This window comes from Microcoleus sp. LAD1_D5 (genome assembly GCF_036702115.1).
GTDB lineage: Bacteria > Cyanobacteriota > Cyanobacteriia > Cyanobacteriales > Microcoleaceae > Microcoleus.
This window is the reverse complement of sequence record NZ_JAUBSA010000075.1, coordinates 1-15,157: the sequence shown is the minus strand read 5'-3', so window position 1 is coordinate 15,157 and position 15,157 is coordinate 1. Positions and strand designations below refer to the sequence as shown.

Here is a 15,157-nt window from a genome sequence, read left to right as displayed (position 1 = left end):
CCTTAGGCAATATCGGTGACGCTCAGGCGATTCAGGGATTACTTAAACTCGTTGAAGATTCAGACTCTGATGTGCGTAGTAGCGCAGCAGATGCCTTAGGCAATATCGGTGACGCTCAGGCGATTCAGGGATTACTTAAACTCGTTGAAGATTCAGACTCTGATGTGCGTTGGAGGGCGGCAGATGCCTTAGGCAATATCGGTGACGAAAAGGCGATTCAGGGATTACTTAAACTCGTTGAACATTCAGACTTTGAGGTGCGTAGGAGGGCGGCAGGTGCCTTAGGCAATATCGGTGACGATAAGGCGATTCCGAGATTACTTAAACTCGTTGAAGATTCAGACTCTGATGTGCGTAGGAGGGCGGCAGGTGCCTTAGGCAATATCGGTGACGAGAAGGCGATTCCGGGATTGCTTAAACTCGTTGAAGATTTAGACTCTTATGTGCGTAGGAGCGCGGCAGATGCCTTAGGCAATATCGGTGACAAGAAGGCGATTCCGGGATTATTTAAACTTGTTGAAGATTCAGACTCTGATGTGCGTAGGAGGGCGGCAGATGCCTTAGGCAAAATCGGTGACGCTCAGGCGATTCCGGGATTTGTTAAACTCGTGGAACATTCAGATTCTTATGTGCGTAAGATGGGGGCAGATGCCTTAGGCAAAATCGGTGACAAGAAGGCGATTCCGGGATTACTTAAACTCGTTGAAGATTCAGACTCTTCTGTGCGTTGGAGGGCGGCAGATGTCTTAGGCAAAATCGCTAAGCAGCACACAGAGAAAGTCGCCCCCCATCTCCCCCACCTCCTTACCTTAATCCCCTCCGAATCCGGCGCAGAATTGCACGGCCTCATCCTCGTCATCCAAGCCGCCTGCAAATACTACAACTACCCGATACGTCAGTTGTCCCTACTCCCGGAAAGTGGCAAGCAGTCGGCGAATGCTTCTGCTAGTGTATACAACATACAATCTATCGAGGAATTAAAAGTGATGTCAAACGAATCACCCATCTTCAACCAACCAAATGCCAACATCGGCGTTAACTATGCCGCTGAAAACAGCAATCCCAAGGTTATTCAAAAAATCGAAGCCGCCCAGCAATCCTCCCCTGAAGCTGCACTGAATGCAGTAGTGCAAATCATTCAGGCATTAGAAAAAAAGTATAGCTATGTGCAAGACGAACAACAGGCACTCAATATTATTGATGCAGAATTTAAGGAAATCAAAGAGCAAAAACCCATCGAGTGGGAAAACCTAATCAGCCTCAAACGGCTTTACAACGGTGGCAAAAAAGCAGCCGTGAAAGTTGGCGAACACTTCGCCGAATCAAACCCCTGGGGCAAAGGACTTGTTGCCTTCATCGAAGGCGTATCCGAAGACGTGAAGTAGCCAGCCAACCCAAAAGTTTGCTGAAATATTGCAACATTTTTAATAACGCTTCCAGGGCGGGCGAGACTCGCACCCCAGAAGAAAATTTACTCTTTGTGGAACAGGCATCTTGCCTGTTCCTGACAGAGATGCAAGAGGTAAAATAAAACAGCAGTAAGCTCTATGCAAACCGGAGGCTCACAGCATGATTCAAAATCCCGCATACTATCAGATGGTGCTAGACACCTTGTGCATCGCCCTAGAGGATGCCCGCCCCGCTGTCAGGGCGAAAGCAGCAGAATCACTGGGAAAAATAGGAGATGTCGCGCGCCCATATTAGTTAAAGCCTTCAAAGACACCTCGCCAGAAGTCCGTTTCAGCGTCATCCCAGCCCTCGAACAACTGATACTAAATGAGGCTTAAATACTCCTTTCATTTCTTAGTCCCCCTCTGCTGGGACTTCGTTTGTGTACACGCGATTTCAATCGCCGAGTAATCTTATCCTTTCATATATTCAACCATCTGCTGTTCCAGCTTAGCCAACAAAGTATCAACATCTGTTGCAGCTTCCTCAAAACAAACAGGAGGTTCAGGCTTAGGTTCAAAAAGAATTAACTTGATTTGACCTTCGCCGATCGCCAAAATCGCCACTTCTTTCTCAGGTTTGTGAGCGTTCAACACACCTACAACTTCCTGAATATGACTTTTTACTTGACGGTTCAACTCCTCAACCGCCTCTTTCTTACAATACACAAAACGCGCAGTTTCTGCAATATCAATTGCTAAAATCTCCTCGCTTTCCTCTCCCCTTTCCAGAAATAGCCCCCAAGCCAAAGCAGCCAATTCATGTTGATTAGCTTTCACAAATTTATCTAACTTGCGGCTCCAGCTATTTTCGTTGGGTTTGGACTCAGGGCTATCAAATAGAAACATTTTCTCTTCTTGCTTGTATAAACTAATATTTTGCAGTCAGTTGTCAGTTAGCAGTTGGCGTTTGGCAGTTGGCAGTTGACTGTTGTCATTAGTTACCCATGCCCAATGGCCCATCCCCAATTACAAATTAGCAATTCCCAATTACCCAAAACCGCTGCGTTTCTATCTTATACCAGATTGCACGCGCCAGAGCGCCGCATAAATTCCGTCCTGTTCGATCAGTTGTTCGTGCTGCCCCGATTCTACCACCAGCCCCTCTTCCATGACACAAATGCAATCGGCATTGCGGACAGTAGAAAGACGGTGGGCGATCGCAATTGTAGTGCGATTCTTGGTAATTCGTTCGAGCGATCGCTGAATTGCCGCCTCAGTCTCGTTATCCACCGCTGAAGTAGCTTCGTCAAGAATCAAAATCGGCGGATTCTTCAAAACAGCCCTTGCAATTGCAATTCGCTGCCGCTGACCCCCCGACAATTTTTGACCGCGTTCCCCTACAATAGTGTTGTAACCGTCCGGCAATTGGGCGATAAACTCGTGCGCTTCTGCAATTTTCGCAGCATTTACTATCTCTCGATTGGTTGCCTCAAAACTGCCGTAAGCAATATTTTCTGCCACCGTACCGTGAAACAAAAACACATCTTGACTCACCAATCCGATCGCTCTCCGCAAATCTTTTAAATTCAGGTTATTTAATTCTATACCGTCGAGATAAATATTGCCATGCTGTACCTCATACAGCCTCAATATGAGCTTCACCAGCGTACTTTTTCCCGAACCAGTCGCCCCAACAATCGCAGTAGTTTTTCCCGCCGGCAGAGTCAGGGAAAAATACTGCAAAATCGGTTTTCTTTGATTATAATAAAATGTAACATTTTTAAATTCCAACTCACCCTTAATCGAACTAACCGGCCGCCGAATATCACCCGTGCGAATTGCGATCGGAGTATCCAACAAATTCATCACCCGATTAGTAGAAGCCATAGCGCGCTGGTATTGATCCAAAGTATCTCCCAGGCGAGTCAGCGGCCACAGCAACCGCTGGGTCAAAAACACCAAAACGCTGTAAGTTCCCACAGACAATCTGCCCGCCACCACCTCCAAACCGCCCAGAAATAGTGTTGCAATAAACCCCAAGAAAATCACAACCCGAATCAGCGGAATAAAAGCTGCCGAAAGTACGATCGCCCGTCGGTTACTTTGGCGGTAAGCTTGGCTTTGTGTTTCGATGCGCTGAATTTCATAATCTTCGGAAGTAAAACTTTTAATAGTAGTAATTCCCATCAAATTATTCGACAGTTGCCCGTTCAGAAAACTCACCTTTTCCCGCACGTCAGTATAGAAAGGAGCGAGGCGATTTTGAAAGGCGATCGAACCCCAAATAATAAAAGGTATCGGCAGCATTGACAGCCCAGCAACAGCAGGAGAAGCAGCAAAAAAAGCCGCCCCAATCACAACAACCGTTGTAATTACCTGAATCACCTCATTAGCGCCGTCGTCCAAAAAACGTTCGAGTTGATTGATATCATCATTGAGAATAGAAATCAAACCACCAGTGCTGCGTTCTTCAAAATAAGCTAATTCTAATTCCTGCAAATGGCTGTAAGCTTCCAGACGCAAATCGTGTTCAATATCCTGAGCCAAATTGCGCCACAAATAATCATAGGCATATTCAAAAACAGATTCCAACGTCCAAACAATCAAACTCACAAAAGTAATAATTGCTAGTTGCCAAAAGACATCTTTTATGCCCCACTGAGCGAGTATAGAATCTTGCTGTTTCACCACCACATCAACGGCAATACCGATTAATGCTGGCGGCGCTAAATCAAATAATTTATTCAGCAGCGAACAGATACTTGCCAGCCAAGCTTTCAGGCGGTAGCGGCGCCCGTACTTTAGCAGCCGCTTTAGGGGATGGACAGGTTTTGATGGATTTGGTGATGCTTGAGAATCATTCATAGGGCATTGGGCATGGGAAATAGGGCTGAGAATTAGAAATTAGTAGGGTGCTCGGCGCGCACCTTACCTTTGTTTAATTGTTAATTCTCAAAAGCCCGGTTCCTAGGCTTTAAACGTTAACACTCGCTTCATTTTAGCGACTACACCAACTATTTGCGCCTCAATCTGAACGTGAATTACTGGTTGAATTGGGTTGTAAATTTTGGATCACAAGTGGTAATTCTCTCTCGCTTGTTGAGTCAGCTTCAGCTTGTGTTCGAGAGCTTGCCAATTTTCGGCTGCGATATCGCTGATAAACTCGTCGAGACTGTCGCGGTAAATAGAGAGCGATCGCAACAATTCCTCTCGATTGTACTTGGCCACCATCACTCCCAGTTCGGGATTGCCGCCCCCCACCCGGCTGGTATCCCGAAAACCAGAACTTGCTAAATGTTGGGCTAAATTAACAATATCCCGATCGCCCTCAAGATCGCAGGCAGCAACCAGCGTCGCGCTCGCCACGATCGGCAAATGAGAAATCCAAGCCACAGCTCGATCGTGCTCTTCCGGCTCACATCGGTAAACTTTAGCACCCAGCAACCGCGCAATTTCCTCAACCTTATCAACCGCAAGCGTCGGCGTCTGGGGAGTCGGCGTCACCACGTAAGGCCGGCCCACAAACAAATCCGGCACCGCCGCCTCAATCCCGCTTTCAGCAGTCCCCGCCATCGGGTGTCCCCCCACAAAATTTGGCCACAGAGGAGACACAGCCTGCACTATGGGTGTTTTTACGGAACCGACATCCGTTACAATAGTATCAGGGGAAAGATAGGGCACCAACTCTCGGACGATCGGCTCGATCGACCCCAGCGGCGTGCAAATAAAAACCAGATCGGCTGCTGCCATTAGAGACAGGTGTATGCTGGCTTCATTTACAACACCGCGAGCTTGCGCCCGATAGCAAGTCTGCTGCCGACTCGAAACCCCAAAAACATCAAAGCCGCGCGATCGCAAATCCAGCCCGATCGAGCCACCAATTAAACCTAGTCCTACAATACCGATATTCATAGCAATAAAATGGGGATATTTGATACGGTGCCGCCCCCATGACAGTCGAGGAACTCCTGAAAAAATATGCCGCCGGAGAAAGAAACTTTGCCGGAATCAACCTGACTGAGGCCAACCTCAGCGGCGTCAACTTGAGCGGAGCCAACCTCAAGGGTGCGAATCTGAGTGTAGCAAACCTGAGCGGAGCCAACCTCAGCAAAACCAACCTCACAGGTGCCAAACTCAACATCGCCAGACTCAGCGGCGCCCATCTAGGCGGCGCCGACCTCACCGACGCCGACCTCAACGTCGCCTACCTAGTGCGAGTTGACCTCAAAAAAGCCACACTCATAGGAGCAAAACTGATCAGAGCCGAGCTAATTCGAGCCGAGCTCAGCGGCGCCAACCTGCAAGGCGCAAACCTCAGCGGCGCCACCCTCACCGAAGCCACCCTTCGAGGAGCCAACCTCGAACAAGCCAACCTTCGAGGCGCTCATCTCAGCGGCGCGTGCTTGACAGAAGCCAACCTCGAACAAGCCAACCTGCAAGGCGCCGACCTTAGCCGAGCCGACCTCAGCGGCGCCGACTTGCGAGGCACAGAACTGAGACAAGCCAACCTCACTCAAGCCGTACTCAGCGGCGCCGACCTCAGCGGCGTCAATTTGCGCTGGGCAATCCTCAGCGGCTGCAATCTCCGCTGGGCCGACCTCAGCGAAGCCAAATTGAGCGGTGCCGACCTCAGCCGAGCCGACCTCTGCCACGCCGACCTGTCAAATGCCAGTTTAGTTCACGCCGACCTGTCAAATGCGTATCTGATCCGCGCCGACTGGATTGGAGCCGACTTAACCGGAGCCACCTTAACCGGAGCCAAACTCCACGCAGTTTCGCGGCTCGGCATCAAAACCGAAGGCATGACCTGCAAGTGGGTTGATCTGAGCCCCAACGGCGACCACAGCCAAATTTACTGGTTGAACTCCGGAGGAACCCACGAATTTTTTCACGAAACTTTGCCCACAGTTCGGATTGTGATTGACTCGCCCTTAGACCAAGGCGCTCATTTTGCCCTAGCTGCAACTTATTACCAAATTGCCCAACAATACCCGAGTTTAAGTCAGCCTCCCACGATCGAAGTCAGCTCCAGGCGCACCGTACTCGCCTTTAAAATGGACAGCGACGATAAATTATTTGCCACCGCTTACGTTGCCATCATTCCTTTTAACGACGCCGCCACAACTCAAAAAAACCTAATAGCTTTGATGAAAATGATTCAATCCCATGATGCAGGCAAACTTAACGTCAAAGAATCTAAACACGTCCAGTTATGCAGCAAAGCTCTCAACCAAGCTATCAGCAAAGTAGACCAAATCAAAATTTCCAGTTCTTTTCCAAAAATCGGCGAAAGCATCAATTTCTTTCAAATTCCAACACAGATGATCTTAATTAATTCCCGCGATCAAAGACTCAGCGTATATCACCACCCTGCCTTCGGCAAGCGCCTGATTAAAAAATACGAGCCAAGTAACTCACCATCGGGTAAGTTAGCCGAAAGCACAAAATTGGCTCAAGCTAATATCACTAGCATTTTGGATTTTATAAAAGGCTTCCACAATATAGATGTCTAGCCATATTGCATCAAGTTACAAAAAATGCTTATTGTAGTTTAAAGGTTGGCACAATAAAGCTTTGTTCTAGCTAAGACATCAGGGAAATTGAAAAGCATGGATGCCGAAGAACTCATCACCAAATATGCTGCAGGAGAAAGAGATTTTACTGCCATCCTCCTTTGCGAGGCAAATCTCAGCAGGATCGATCTCAGCGGGGCTAATTTCAGTGAGGCAATCTTGAGCCTCACCAACATGAGCGGCACCAATTTGTCAAACGCCAACATGAGAAAAGCCAAACTCAATGTTGCCAGACTCAGCGGTGCCAATCTCTACAAAGCAAACCTCAGCGGCGCTATCCTCAACGTGGCTAACTTGATTCGAGCCGACCTCAGAGAAGCCCAACTCGTCGAAGCTACAATGATCAGATCCGAACTGATCCGAGCCAACCTCAGCAGTGCCAACTTGAGTGGTGCAAATCTCAGCGAAGCAGATTTGAGAGAAGCAACCCTCAGAGAAGCCAATCTAGAGCAAGCCGACCTCAGCGGGGCTCACCTGAGAGGCGCTTTTCTAACAGCGGCAAACTTGGAACGGGCAAACTTGCACAGAGCCGACCTCAGCAGGGCAGACTTGCGAGGAGTCAACCTCTGCAATGCCGAACTCAGACAAGCTAATCTGTCTCAGGCAAACCTTAGCGGCGCTGACTTGCGAGGCGCTAATCTCCGGTGGGCTGACCTCAGCGGGGCGAACCTGACCGGCGCTGACCTCGATGAAGCGAGATTGAGCGGGGCCAACTTGTACGGGGCAAATTTGAGCAATGTCAACCTGTTGAACGCTACTCTGGTACACGCGGATTTGACTCAAGCTAATTTGATTCACGCTGATTGGGTGGGCGCAGATTTGACGGGGGCGGCCCTGACGGGGGCAAAAATTTACGCGGTGTCTAGGTTTGATGTGAAAGCAGATGACATTACCTGCGATTGGGTTGACCTCAGTCCTAACGGCGATCGCAGCCACATTCAGCGCTTTACCCCAGAAGAATCTCAAAGGTTTTTCAATGCTACACCGCCGACAGTTCAAATTATTGTCGATCGACCCCTCGACCCCGATGCTAACTTTGTCCTTGCAGCTACCTACCGCCAAATTGCCCGTCAATACCCTGCTTTGAACCATCCTCCCAGTATCGAAGTTAATTCCAGACGCACAATCATATCATTTAGAATAGAGCAGGACGAGCAACTATTTCCCACAGCTTTCGTTGCGATTATTCCCTTTAGTGATGCAGCATTTACTCAAAAAAATTTGATGACTCTCATCAAGATGATTCAACCCCAAAGTGGTAATAACCTGGGCGTCAGAGTGTCAAATATGGTAGTGCAATTAAACGTCGCCCTGACCAAAACAATGAGAAAAATAGGGGAAATGAAAATTCAGCCGATTCGCCTAGATCGCGAACCGATGTCAAGTTTTTTCCAATCGCCTACCCAAACTGTACTGGCTAACTCCAGCGCCGAAAGTTTGATGATTCACTATCACCCAGACTTTGGCAGAAACTTGACAAATTTACCGGGAGTCAACAAAACCTCTATCAGTCCTGCAATTAAAGCCCAAAGATTTACCACCCCGCCGCTAAATACGGTCATTGAGTTTGTCAAAAGCTTTTATCAGCTAGGTGAGTAAATACTATAAATTACTTTGATATTATTTCTGTTTATGCCATATAAAAGTTAGCCGATTGCCCTTTCATTCAGGTAAACAAATGGAAGCTGAAGAACTGCTCAAACGATTTGCAATCGTCAAAAGATACACTGAAGGCGACAGAGATTTCACAGGAATCAACCTGAATGAAGCGAATCTCAGCCGCATCAACCTCAGCCAATCAATTTTAAGGGGGGCTAGCTTATTTGTCACCAACCTCAGCGGCGCTAACTTGAGCGAAGTTAACTTGAGCGAAGCTAACTTGAATGTGGCTAGACTCAGCAGTACCAACCTGTCGCGGGCAATCTTAAACGGGGCGACTCTCAACGTAGCAAACTTAGTGAGAGCCGATTTAAGTGCAGCTCAATTAATCCGAGCATCCCTGATTAGAAGCGAATTAGTCCGCTGCGAACTCAGCAAAACTAACTTCAGTGGCGCTAACTTGACTGAAGCAGATTTAAGAGAGGTAAAACTGACGGAAGCTAACCTGTGCGGTGCTAATCTTTCCGGTGCAAATCTCAGAGGTGCTTCGGCTTCTTCAGCTAACTTTCAAGAAGCTAACTTGCACGGCGCGGATTTGACGAAAGCAGAACTTAGCGGCGTCAATTTGAGCAAGGCCGATATGAGACAAGCTTCTTTGCAACAGGTGAATCTCAGCAGTGCCAATTTAAGCGGAGCTAACCTCAAATGGGCTGATTTGACGGGAGCTAACCTCAACGGCGCCGATCTGAGCTGTGCTAAATTGAGCGGAGCTAATCTCAACGGAGCAGATTTAAGAAATACTAATTTAGCAAGTGCTAGTTTCGTTCACGCTGATTTGACAGAAACAAATTTGATTAATGCTGATTGGGTGGGCGCTGATTTGAGGGGAGCAACTTTAACAGGAGCAAAACTGTATTTGGTTCCTCGGTGTGGTATCATTGCAGATGATATTACTTGCCAGTGGGTTGACCTCAGCCCCGCAGGCGATCGCACTCATATTCAACAATTTAATTCGCCGTCAGAATCGAGAAAATTTTTAAATCACACGCCTGGGTTAGTGCAAATTGTGGTTGACGCACTTTTAGACTACTCCGCAAACAGCACTTTAGCAACAGCTTACAGCGAAATAGCTCGGCATTACCAGGTAATGAATTTTCCTCCTAATATTGAAGTCGGCTACCGCCGGACAACTCTCACTTTTAGATTTGATAGCGACGAGCATTTATTGCCAGCAGCTTTTTTAGCGATTCTTCCTTTTAAGGATGCTGTACCAACTCAGAAAAATATTATAGCGATCGGCAAAACTATCGAAAGTCAAAATTGGGATAGAAAACGAATTGTGGTGTTGTGTAAAGCATTGATCGCCGCTACAAGTAAGTTAAATGAGTTGAGAAAATTGATCTCTAATATATCAAGTATTAATCAGCCAACAACTTTTTTTCAATCACCTACCCAAACTATTTTAATTAGTTCGGGGCAGGAGAGTTTGACCGTGCAGTGTCACCAGAATTTTGGTCAGCGACGTGGAAATAATCAGGAGAGTAAATTCAGTTTGCCTATCGGTCAAAAAGTAGTTGATTTTCTGGCCAGTTTTGATTATGTTGAGTGAGAAATGTCAATTTTAAAACCGATTGATTGAGGTAGAAGTCCACAACTCGTTGCTCCGCTTTCTGCGATCGAACTCCGAGCCGCACTGGCCACACCATTTAACGATGGCGAGGCTCGTGGCGCGGGCTTTGCGCTTGGGGCGCAGCGCTCTAATTCAAACAGGGCTTCCCGCTGGAGCTTACCGACAGCGGTATCGAGTTAGCTATTTGATGCCGATTTTGATGTGGCCGGAGCCTGTGATTTTAGTGGCGCCGACACCGCTGATTGAGCATTTGAGAGCAGTGGAAATTCCGCGTTTGCAAGAGTGGCTGCAAACAGAGGGGTCGATCGAGACTTATTCGGATCGTGCCACTGGGCGAGGATTGATGCTAGCCGATCCAGAGTCTTGGCTGGCGGCTCGCTTGGCGGGGAATTCGGAACTGCACAGGAATATTCCGACAATTATCGACGGTGTGGATGACTTGGAAGTTTGGACGCGCCAGCAATTGACGGCGGGTTTGCAACCGGCTGATTGGAATGATTTAATGCAATCTCAGCCTTTGGAAGCCGATGCCATCCTCCAAGGGCGGGTAATGCTAACGCGGGCTTTCTTTCAGCATCCGGCGAAACCTGAGGAGTGCTATTTGCTGGAAACTGCAGAGCAAAATATTTTGAAGGGGCTGTTTGAAAAAATCGAGCCAAACCCCCTAATTCCCGCTGCTTGGAGCAATTTTTGGCAGCGGTGGGAAGCAAACGGAAAACTGCGGTGGGCGCAAATTCATCGGGAGGCTGGGTCATTTTCTCTGTACTGCGCGCCGGTGCAGGTGGGGGAGGTTTTGGGCCAAATTTGGGACGATCAGCCCGTGGTGTTGATTGGTGGGGCGGTGGATGTGGAACCGAAGGCTCCGATTTTCCGGGAAATGCTGGGACTTCCAGAATTGACGAGCGTTAAGTTTTCGCCCGATCGACAAAGCGAATTAATTCAACTGTACATTCCCAACTGGCTGCCGCTGCCTAATACGCCGGAATTTCAGGGTGTTTTAATTGAAGAAATTCGGACTTTGCTGTTTATGAGCGCGTCGGTGGCGGGTTTAACGGTGCTGATTGTTGGTGATGTACCGCTCAAGGCTAGGCTGGCGGCGATTTTGGCTTCTGAGTTCGGTTCTCGGGTGCAGGTAGAAAAAACAGATGTGGGCGAGAATGCGATTTTGGTGACAGGGTGGGAGTTTTGGCGGGAACATCAGGGGGAATTGAGGGCGCCTCACTTGCTGGCGATCGCAACTTTGCCGCTACCTTCTTTGGAGAATCCTTTGGTGACGGCGCGTGTGGCTTATTATAAGGAACGGCGCAAGGATTGGTTTCGGTTGTATTTGCTGCCGGCGGCGCTGAATGAGTTGCAACGGGCGATCGCGCCGGTGCGAGAACGTCAAGGGGTAGTGGCGATTTTCGACAGCAGGGTGATTCACCGCAGTTATGGACAGCAGGTTTTAGCGGCTTTGAGTCCTTTTGCGAGGATTGATTATTTGGATACGACTTGGCTGACGCAGGCTTGAGATGACCTGTTGGCGTATAATTTGGTTAGGTATCCAGTTGAAATCTAATTTAGTAGACAAAGATTATGGGTGAATCTAAGCGTCGCAAAGAGTCGATCGGCGACGAATACGGTAAAGAAGAACGCATCGTTCCCTGGCTGCCAATCACGAAAACCCAAAGCCAAGATTTTGTGAAGTGGACAAGCCGCGGAAGCTGGATCGGGATTAGCATTTTGGTGGCTTGGTGGGTGGTAGTGCGATTTATCGGCCCTGCGGCGGGTTGGTGGCAGGTTAACTGATGCCAGACTCGACAAATGCCTGTATTCTTGGCATTGTGTCGAGTTTAACTGAATTTTTGGAAAATTTTAGTTGCGAATTTTGACTTGGTATGGTATCTTAATTATCTGCGGGCAATTAGCACAGTGGTAGCGCACTTCCTTCACACGGAAGGGGTCACAGGTTCAAATCCTGTATTGCCCATTTTCTCGTGCATTTTTTTGCATAAACAAAATTGTCTCACTAATGGGACTCCAGTCTCACTGGCTAGACTCTAGTCTCACGAATGGAACGGGAACGGGCTGGAACGCTTACAGAACTGGGGTTCCACGTTCTCTCATATATTCTTCAAATATTTAACAAATCTCAGGGTGAGAGATTTCTAAGATTTTGGATCTAGAAAAGTGCTAGAAAAAAAGCTAGAAAAAATTTTCTAGCTAAAACGGTGCTGCGATCGCCCTTTTCCATTTTTTATCTATAAACAAAATTGTCTCATTCATGAGACTCCAGTCTCATTGTCTGGTCTGGAGTCTCATTCGTGGAACCAAAACGCGCTATAACGACGCTACAGTAAGGGTTCCACGCTCTCTCATCTATTCTTCAAATATTTAACAAATCTCTGTGAGAGAATTTTTTGAATTTTTGGATTGACAGAAGTGCTAGAAAGTTATTTCGGTTAACGACACCGGATAAAGGTAAGTTGGTGCCGCCAAAACTTCCCCCGGTGTCGATGTCGATTTATCTATTTGTCAGTGAGAAATTTTGCCAGTTCAGAAACTTCACCGGCCCGCTCCCAGTCCGCTTCTCCACGTCTAACTTTTGTGCGAGCCGTGATTTTCTGAACTTCCCACAGTTGCAGTGCGGTGTACGGGCCCTCGGCTTTGCCCGATCGGAACACGTACCAGTCAGCAACTTCGGGGGCTGCTGGTCTGACAGGTCGCATCCGAGTTACCCCAGCATCGGCGCTCAGTTGGTTGAGTCCTTGTTCTATTGGATTTGGAGCGGGTAAGTTTGTGGCAGCAGGCGATCGCCTTTTTTGTTTTGCAGCAGGTGCGCTGGAATTCTGCGATCGCCTTTCTTGCTTGGCAGCCCGTCGCTGGCGCGCCCACAGATCGTACTGATAAAGTAGAAGCACCGAAGCAACCCACAGCCAAAATACAATAAACCAAGCATTTACCAGCGGTTCAAAGCCTTGTTCAGACAATACCTCGGTTATCGGTTGGTTGAATTTTGCACCAGTCATACCAGCACTGATAAGCGCTGCGACCGTATTTAACACTTGATAAGTTACAGCTTTGTGTATTTGACCTTCTTCAATTCCCTCTGGAGCTGCCGCATAAAAAAGCCAAACCAGGCAAGTTAGAGTAATTATTGTTGCTACTAGAGAAGCGATGAGGGCGTTGACTCCCTCTCTCAAAGAGTCCCAGTTGGGCTTGTTCCACGCTTTAACTGGTTTGGCAGTGAGAACCTTTCGCTGTAGCTCTTGATGGCCCAGAAAAGTTTGAGGATACCGAGGGGCGGCCCAAAAAGAAATTCCCGTAAGGCAGTGATGGTAAAAGGTCATCCACGCTGCTGAAGTGGCCCAACTTGCAAACAACCAAAAAACAATGCCTGATATCGGTATTAACTTCGCTAAAAAATTTGAGGTACTGCCATAGGTAAAGGTTAGTGTGATCGTCCTCAAACATGAGATAGGATGAGGAAACCACGCGGGCCATGATGGAATTTTCATGAGTGTGCAGTTTTGTAGAGATACCAAGATTGTCTCAAGCTTTAGTCTCCGTGGTTTGTTCAACCTTCCAGGTCAGTGCCTGGGAGGTTGAATCGTTTTTAGCTTTTATGGGGCCAATGTTCTGCGTACCAGCGCCGTACCCAAAATACTTTTCTGCAACCCTTGACAGTTGCTTAAAAGTTGCTTAAATTGGTTGCATAAATAGTTAAGCAACCGACTAAGCAACCTATGACAATTCCATCGGTGATGCAAGGATTGATAGAGACAGAAGGCGGCAAGGTATTCGAGCTAGACTCCCCCAGGGGTACGACGTGGTTGGAGTCGATCGGCTCTTTTAGATATGAACCTACAGGAAATGGCAAACCCTACACAGTCCGCAAAGAAGGTAAGAGCAGTGAATACTGGTACGGTTGCAGAAAAGTTGCAGGAAAGGTACGTAAAAAATATATTGGTAAAAGCTCAGAGGTAAGTATCGCAAAGCTTGAGGAGATTGCGGAAGCATTAGAAACTCCCCCAGTGTCACGGGTTGACAAGGTTGCAGAAGTTGCAGAAGTTGCACAAAAAGTTACAGAAGTTGCAGAACATAGACTTACAGCCCTGGAGTCGCAGGTGGCGGAACTACTAAAAGCTGTTAAAGACTTGCAGGGGGCACTGCCGGGAAAGTCCGAGGCGGGTGATTCTCTGGAGTTGCCCAAGGTTGATAACGAGGTTGTAGAACGGTTGCAGAATGAGTTAGGCAACCTAAAGGCTGAGAATGAGAAGTTGCGGGGCGATTATGCCGCGCTTTTAGAATCCAGCACCGCAACCACCAATAAGTTGAGGGAGGATGTGGGGGAAGTGCGATCGCAACTTGAGCAAGAGCGTGCCGATCGAGAGGAAGCCGAAGCGCAGCTCGCAGACCTGAAACAAAAATCAGCCGCTGCCAGCAAAGATTTACCAGAACCGGCCGACTTGCTTAACCAGTTGAAGACCAGGCGCAAAAAGTCTAACGCATCGCTCGCAGACGTGGAACTCATTTTAGAGATGATTGAGGAGTCCTGAGACGACACATCCAAGGACATTAGGAATAAACCCCGGCTTGTTCCGGGGCTTTACTAAAATTCAAAGTCTCACTGAGATTTGTTAAATATTTGAAGAATATATGAGACAGCTCAGAACCCTAGTTCTGTAAGCGTTCTAGCGCTTCCTGGTTCCATGCGTGAGACTGAAGTCCAGGCAGTGAGACTGTAGTCTCGTTCGTGAGACAATTTTGTTTGCAGAAAATAACAAGCAAAATAGGTGGGTTCAGGATTGGAACTTTTCACAGAACGGCGTTCAGAAAATGAACGTCTAGAACCATTGCTGAACGAGGAGTTCAACGGTTTGTCAAATGGTTCAGAATAAATTGACTTTACTAGTACAGCTCGGCGAAAATAGAATACCCACTAAACCGCTAATACTTTACCCTTATAAGTCCACTTGAAGGGC

The 15,157-nt window shown here is 47.8% G+C and carries 12 protein-coding genes and 1 tRNA gene; 9 read left to right on the top strand and 4 right to left on the bottom strand.

The window, feature by feature from the left end; translation table 11 throughout:
• Together QUA70_RS23585 and QUA70_RS23580 are read left to right on the top strand one after the other, a co-directional pair.
• Positions 1-1,385: HEAT repeat domain-containing protein (locus QUA70_RS23585; protein WP_333350286.1), on the top strand; the 1,385-nt coding region annotated here is incomplete at its 5' end.
• 184 nt (positions 1,386-1,569) lie between these two features.
• Positions 1,570-1,704, top strand: coding sequence for a hypothetical protein (locus QUA70_RS23580; protein ID WP_333350285.1), 135 nt, complete (start codon positions 1,570-1,572; stop codon positions 1,702-1,704).
• A 158-nt stretch (positions 1,705-1,862) separates the two neighbouring features.
• Here QUA70_RS23580 and ccmS read toward each other — a convergent pair whose 3' ends face one another.
• The 3 genes from ccmS to QUA70_RS23565 all read right to left on the bottom strand — a co-directional run bounded on the left by ccmS (position 1,863) and on the right by QUA70_RS23565 (position 5,303).
• Positions 1,863-2,297 (bottom strand): beta-carboxysome assembly chaperone CcmS, encoded by a 435-nt coding sequence (gene ccmS / locus QUA70_RS23575; protein ID WP_333350283.1) that lies wholly within the window; start codon positions 2,295-2,297, stop codon positions 1,863-1,865.
• Positions 2,298-2,459: 162 nt separating this feature from the next.
• Positions 2,460-4,256: an ABC transporter ATP-binding protein gene (locus QUA70_RS23570; RefSeq protein ID WP_333350281.1), complete on the bottom strand. Its 1,797-nt coding sequence runs from the start codon at positions 4,254-4,256 to the stop codon at positions 2,460-2,462.
• A gap of 207 nt (positions 4,257-4,463) precedes the next feature.
• Positions 4,464-5,303: a prephenate/arogenate dehydrogenase gene (locus QUA70_RS23565; protein WP_333350280.1), complete on the bottom strand. Its 840-nt coding sequence runs from the start codon at positions 5,301-5,303 to the stop codon at positions 4,464-4,466.
• Positions 5,304-5,341: 38 nt separating this feature from the next.
• On the opposite strand from QUA70_RS23565, the gene QUA70_RS23560 reads away from it, so the two are divergent.
• From QUA70_RS23560 to QUA70_RS23535, 6 genes are all read left to right on the top strand, one after another.
• On the top strand, positions 5,342-6,904 hold the full coding sequence (locus tag QUA70_RS23560) for a pentapeptide repeat-containing protein (RefSeq protein ID WP_333329911.1): 1,563 nt from the start codon (positions 5,342-5,344) through the stop codon (positions 6,902-6,904).
• Between the two features lie 96 nt (positions 6,905-7,000).
• Positions 7,001-8,563, top strand: a complete 1,563-nt coding sequence (locus QUA70_RS23555) for a pentapeptide repeat-containing protein (RefSeq protein ID WP_333329913.1) — start codon at positions 7,001-7,003, stop codon at positions 8,561-8,563.
• 79 nt (positions 8,564-8,642) lie between these two features.
• Positions 8,643-10,172: a pentapeptide repeat-containing protein gene (locus tag QUA70_RS23550; protein WP_333350278.1), complete on the top strand. Its 1,530-nt coding sequence runs from the start codon at positions 8,643-8,645 to the stop codon at positions 10,170-10,172.
• A gap of 22 nt (positions 10,173-10,194) precedes the next feature.
• Complete coding sequence (locus QUA70_RS23545) at positions 10,195-11,703, top strand: helicase C-terminal domain-containing protein (protein WP_333350276.1); 1,509 nt, start codon at positions 10,195-10,197, stop codon at positions 11,701-11,703.
• 65 nt (positions 11,704-11,768) lie between these two features.
• Entirely contained in the window at positions 11,769-11,981 is a 213-nt protein-coding gene (locus QUA70_RS23540) for a DUF2839 domain-containing protein (protein WP_333350274.1), read from the top strand.
• 109 nt (positions 11,982-12,090) lie between these two features.
• Positions 12,091-12,162, top strand: a tRNA-Val gene (locus tag QUA70_RS23535).
• 538 nt (positions 12,163-12,700) lie between these two features.
• Here QUA70_RS23535 and QUA70_RS23530 read toward each other — a convergent pair.
• Entirely contained in the window at positions 12,701-13,522 is an 822-nt protein-coding gene (locus tag QUA70_RS23530; protein WP_333350272.1) for a DUF4339 domain-containing protein, read from the bottom strand.
• A 396-nt stretch (positions 13,523-13,918) separates the two neighbouring features.
• Between QUA70_RS23530 and QUA70_RS23525 the strand changes: the two genes are divergently transcribed.
• Positions 13,919-14,731: a hypothetical protein gene (locus QUA70_RS23525; protein ID WP_333350270.1), complete on the top strand. Its 813-nt coding sequence runs from the start codon at positions 13,919-13,921 to the stop codon at positions 14,729-14,731.
• The last annotated feature ends 426 nt before the right edge of the window (positions 14,732-15,157 follow it).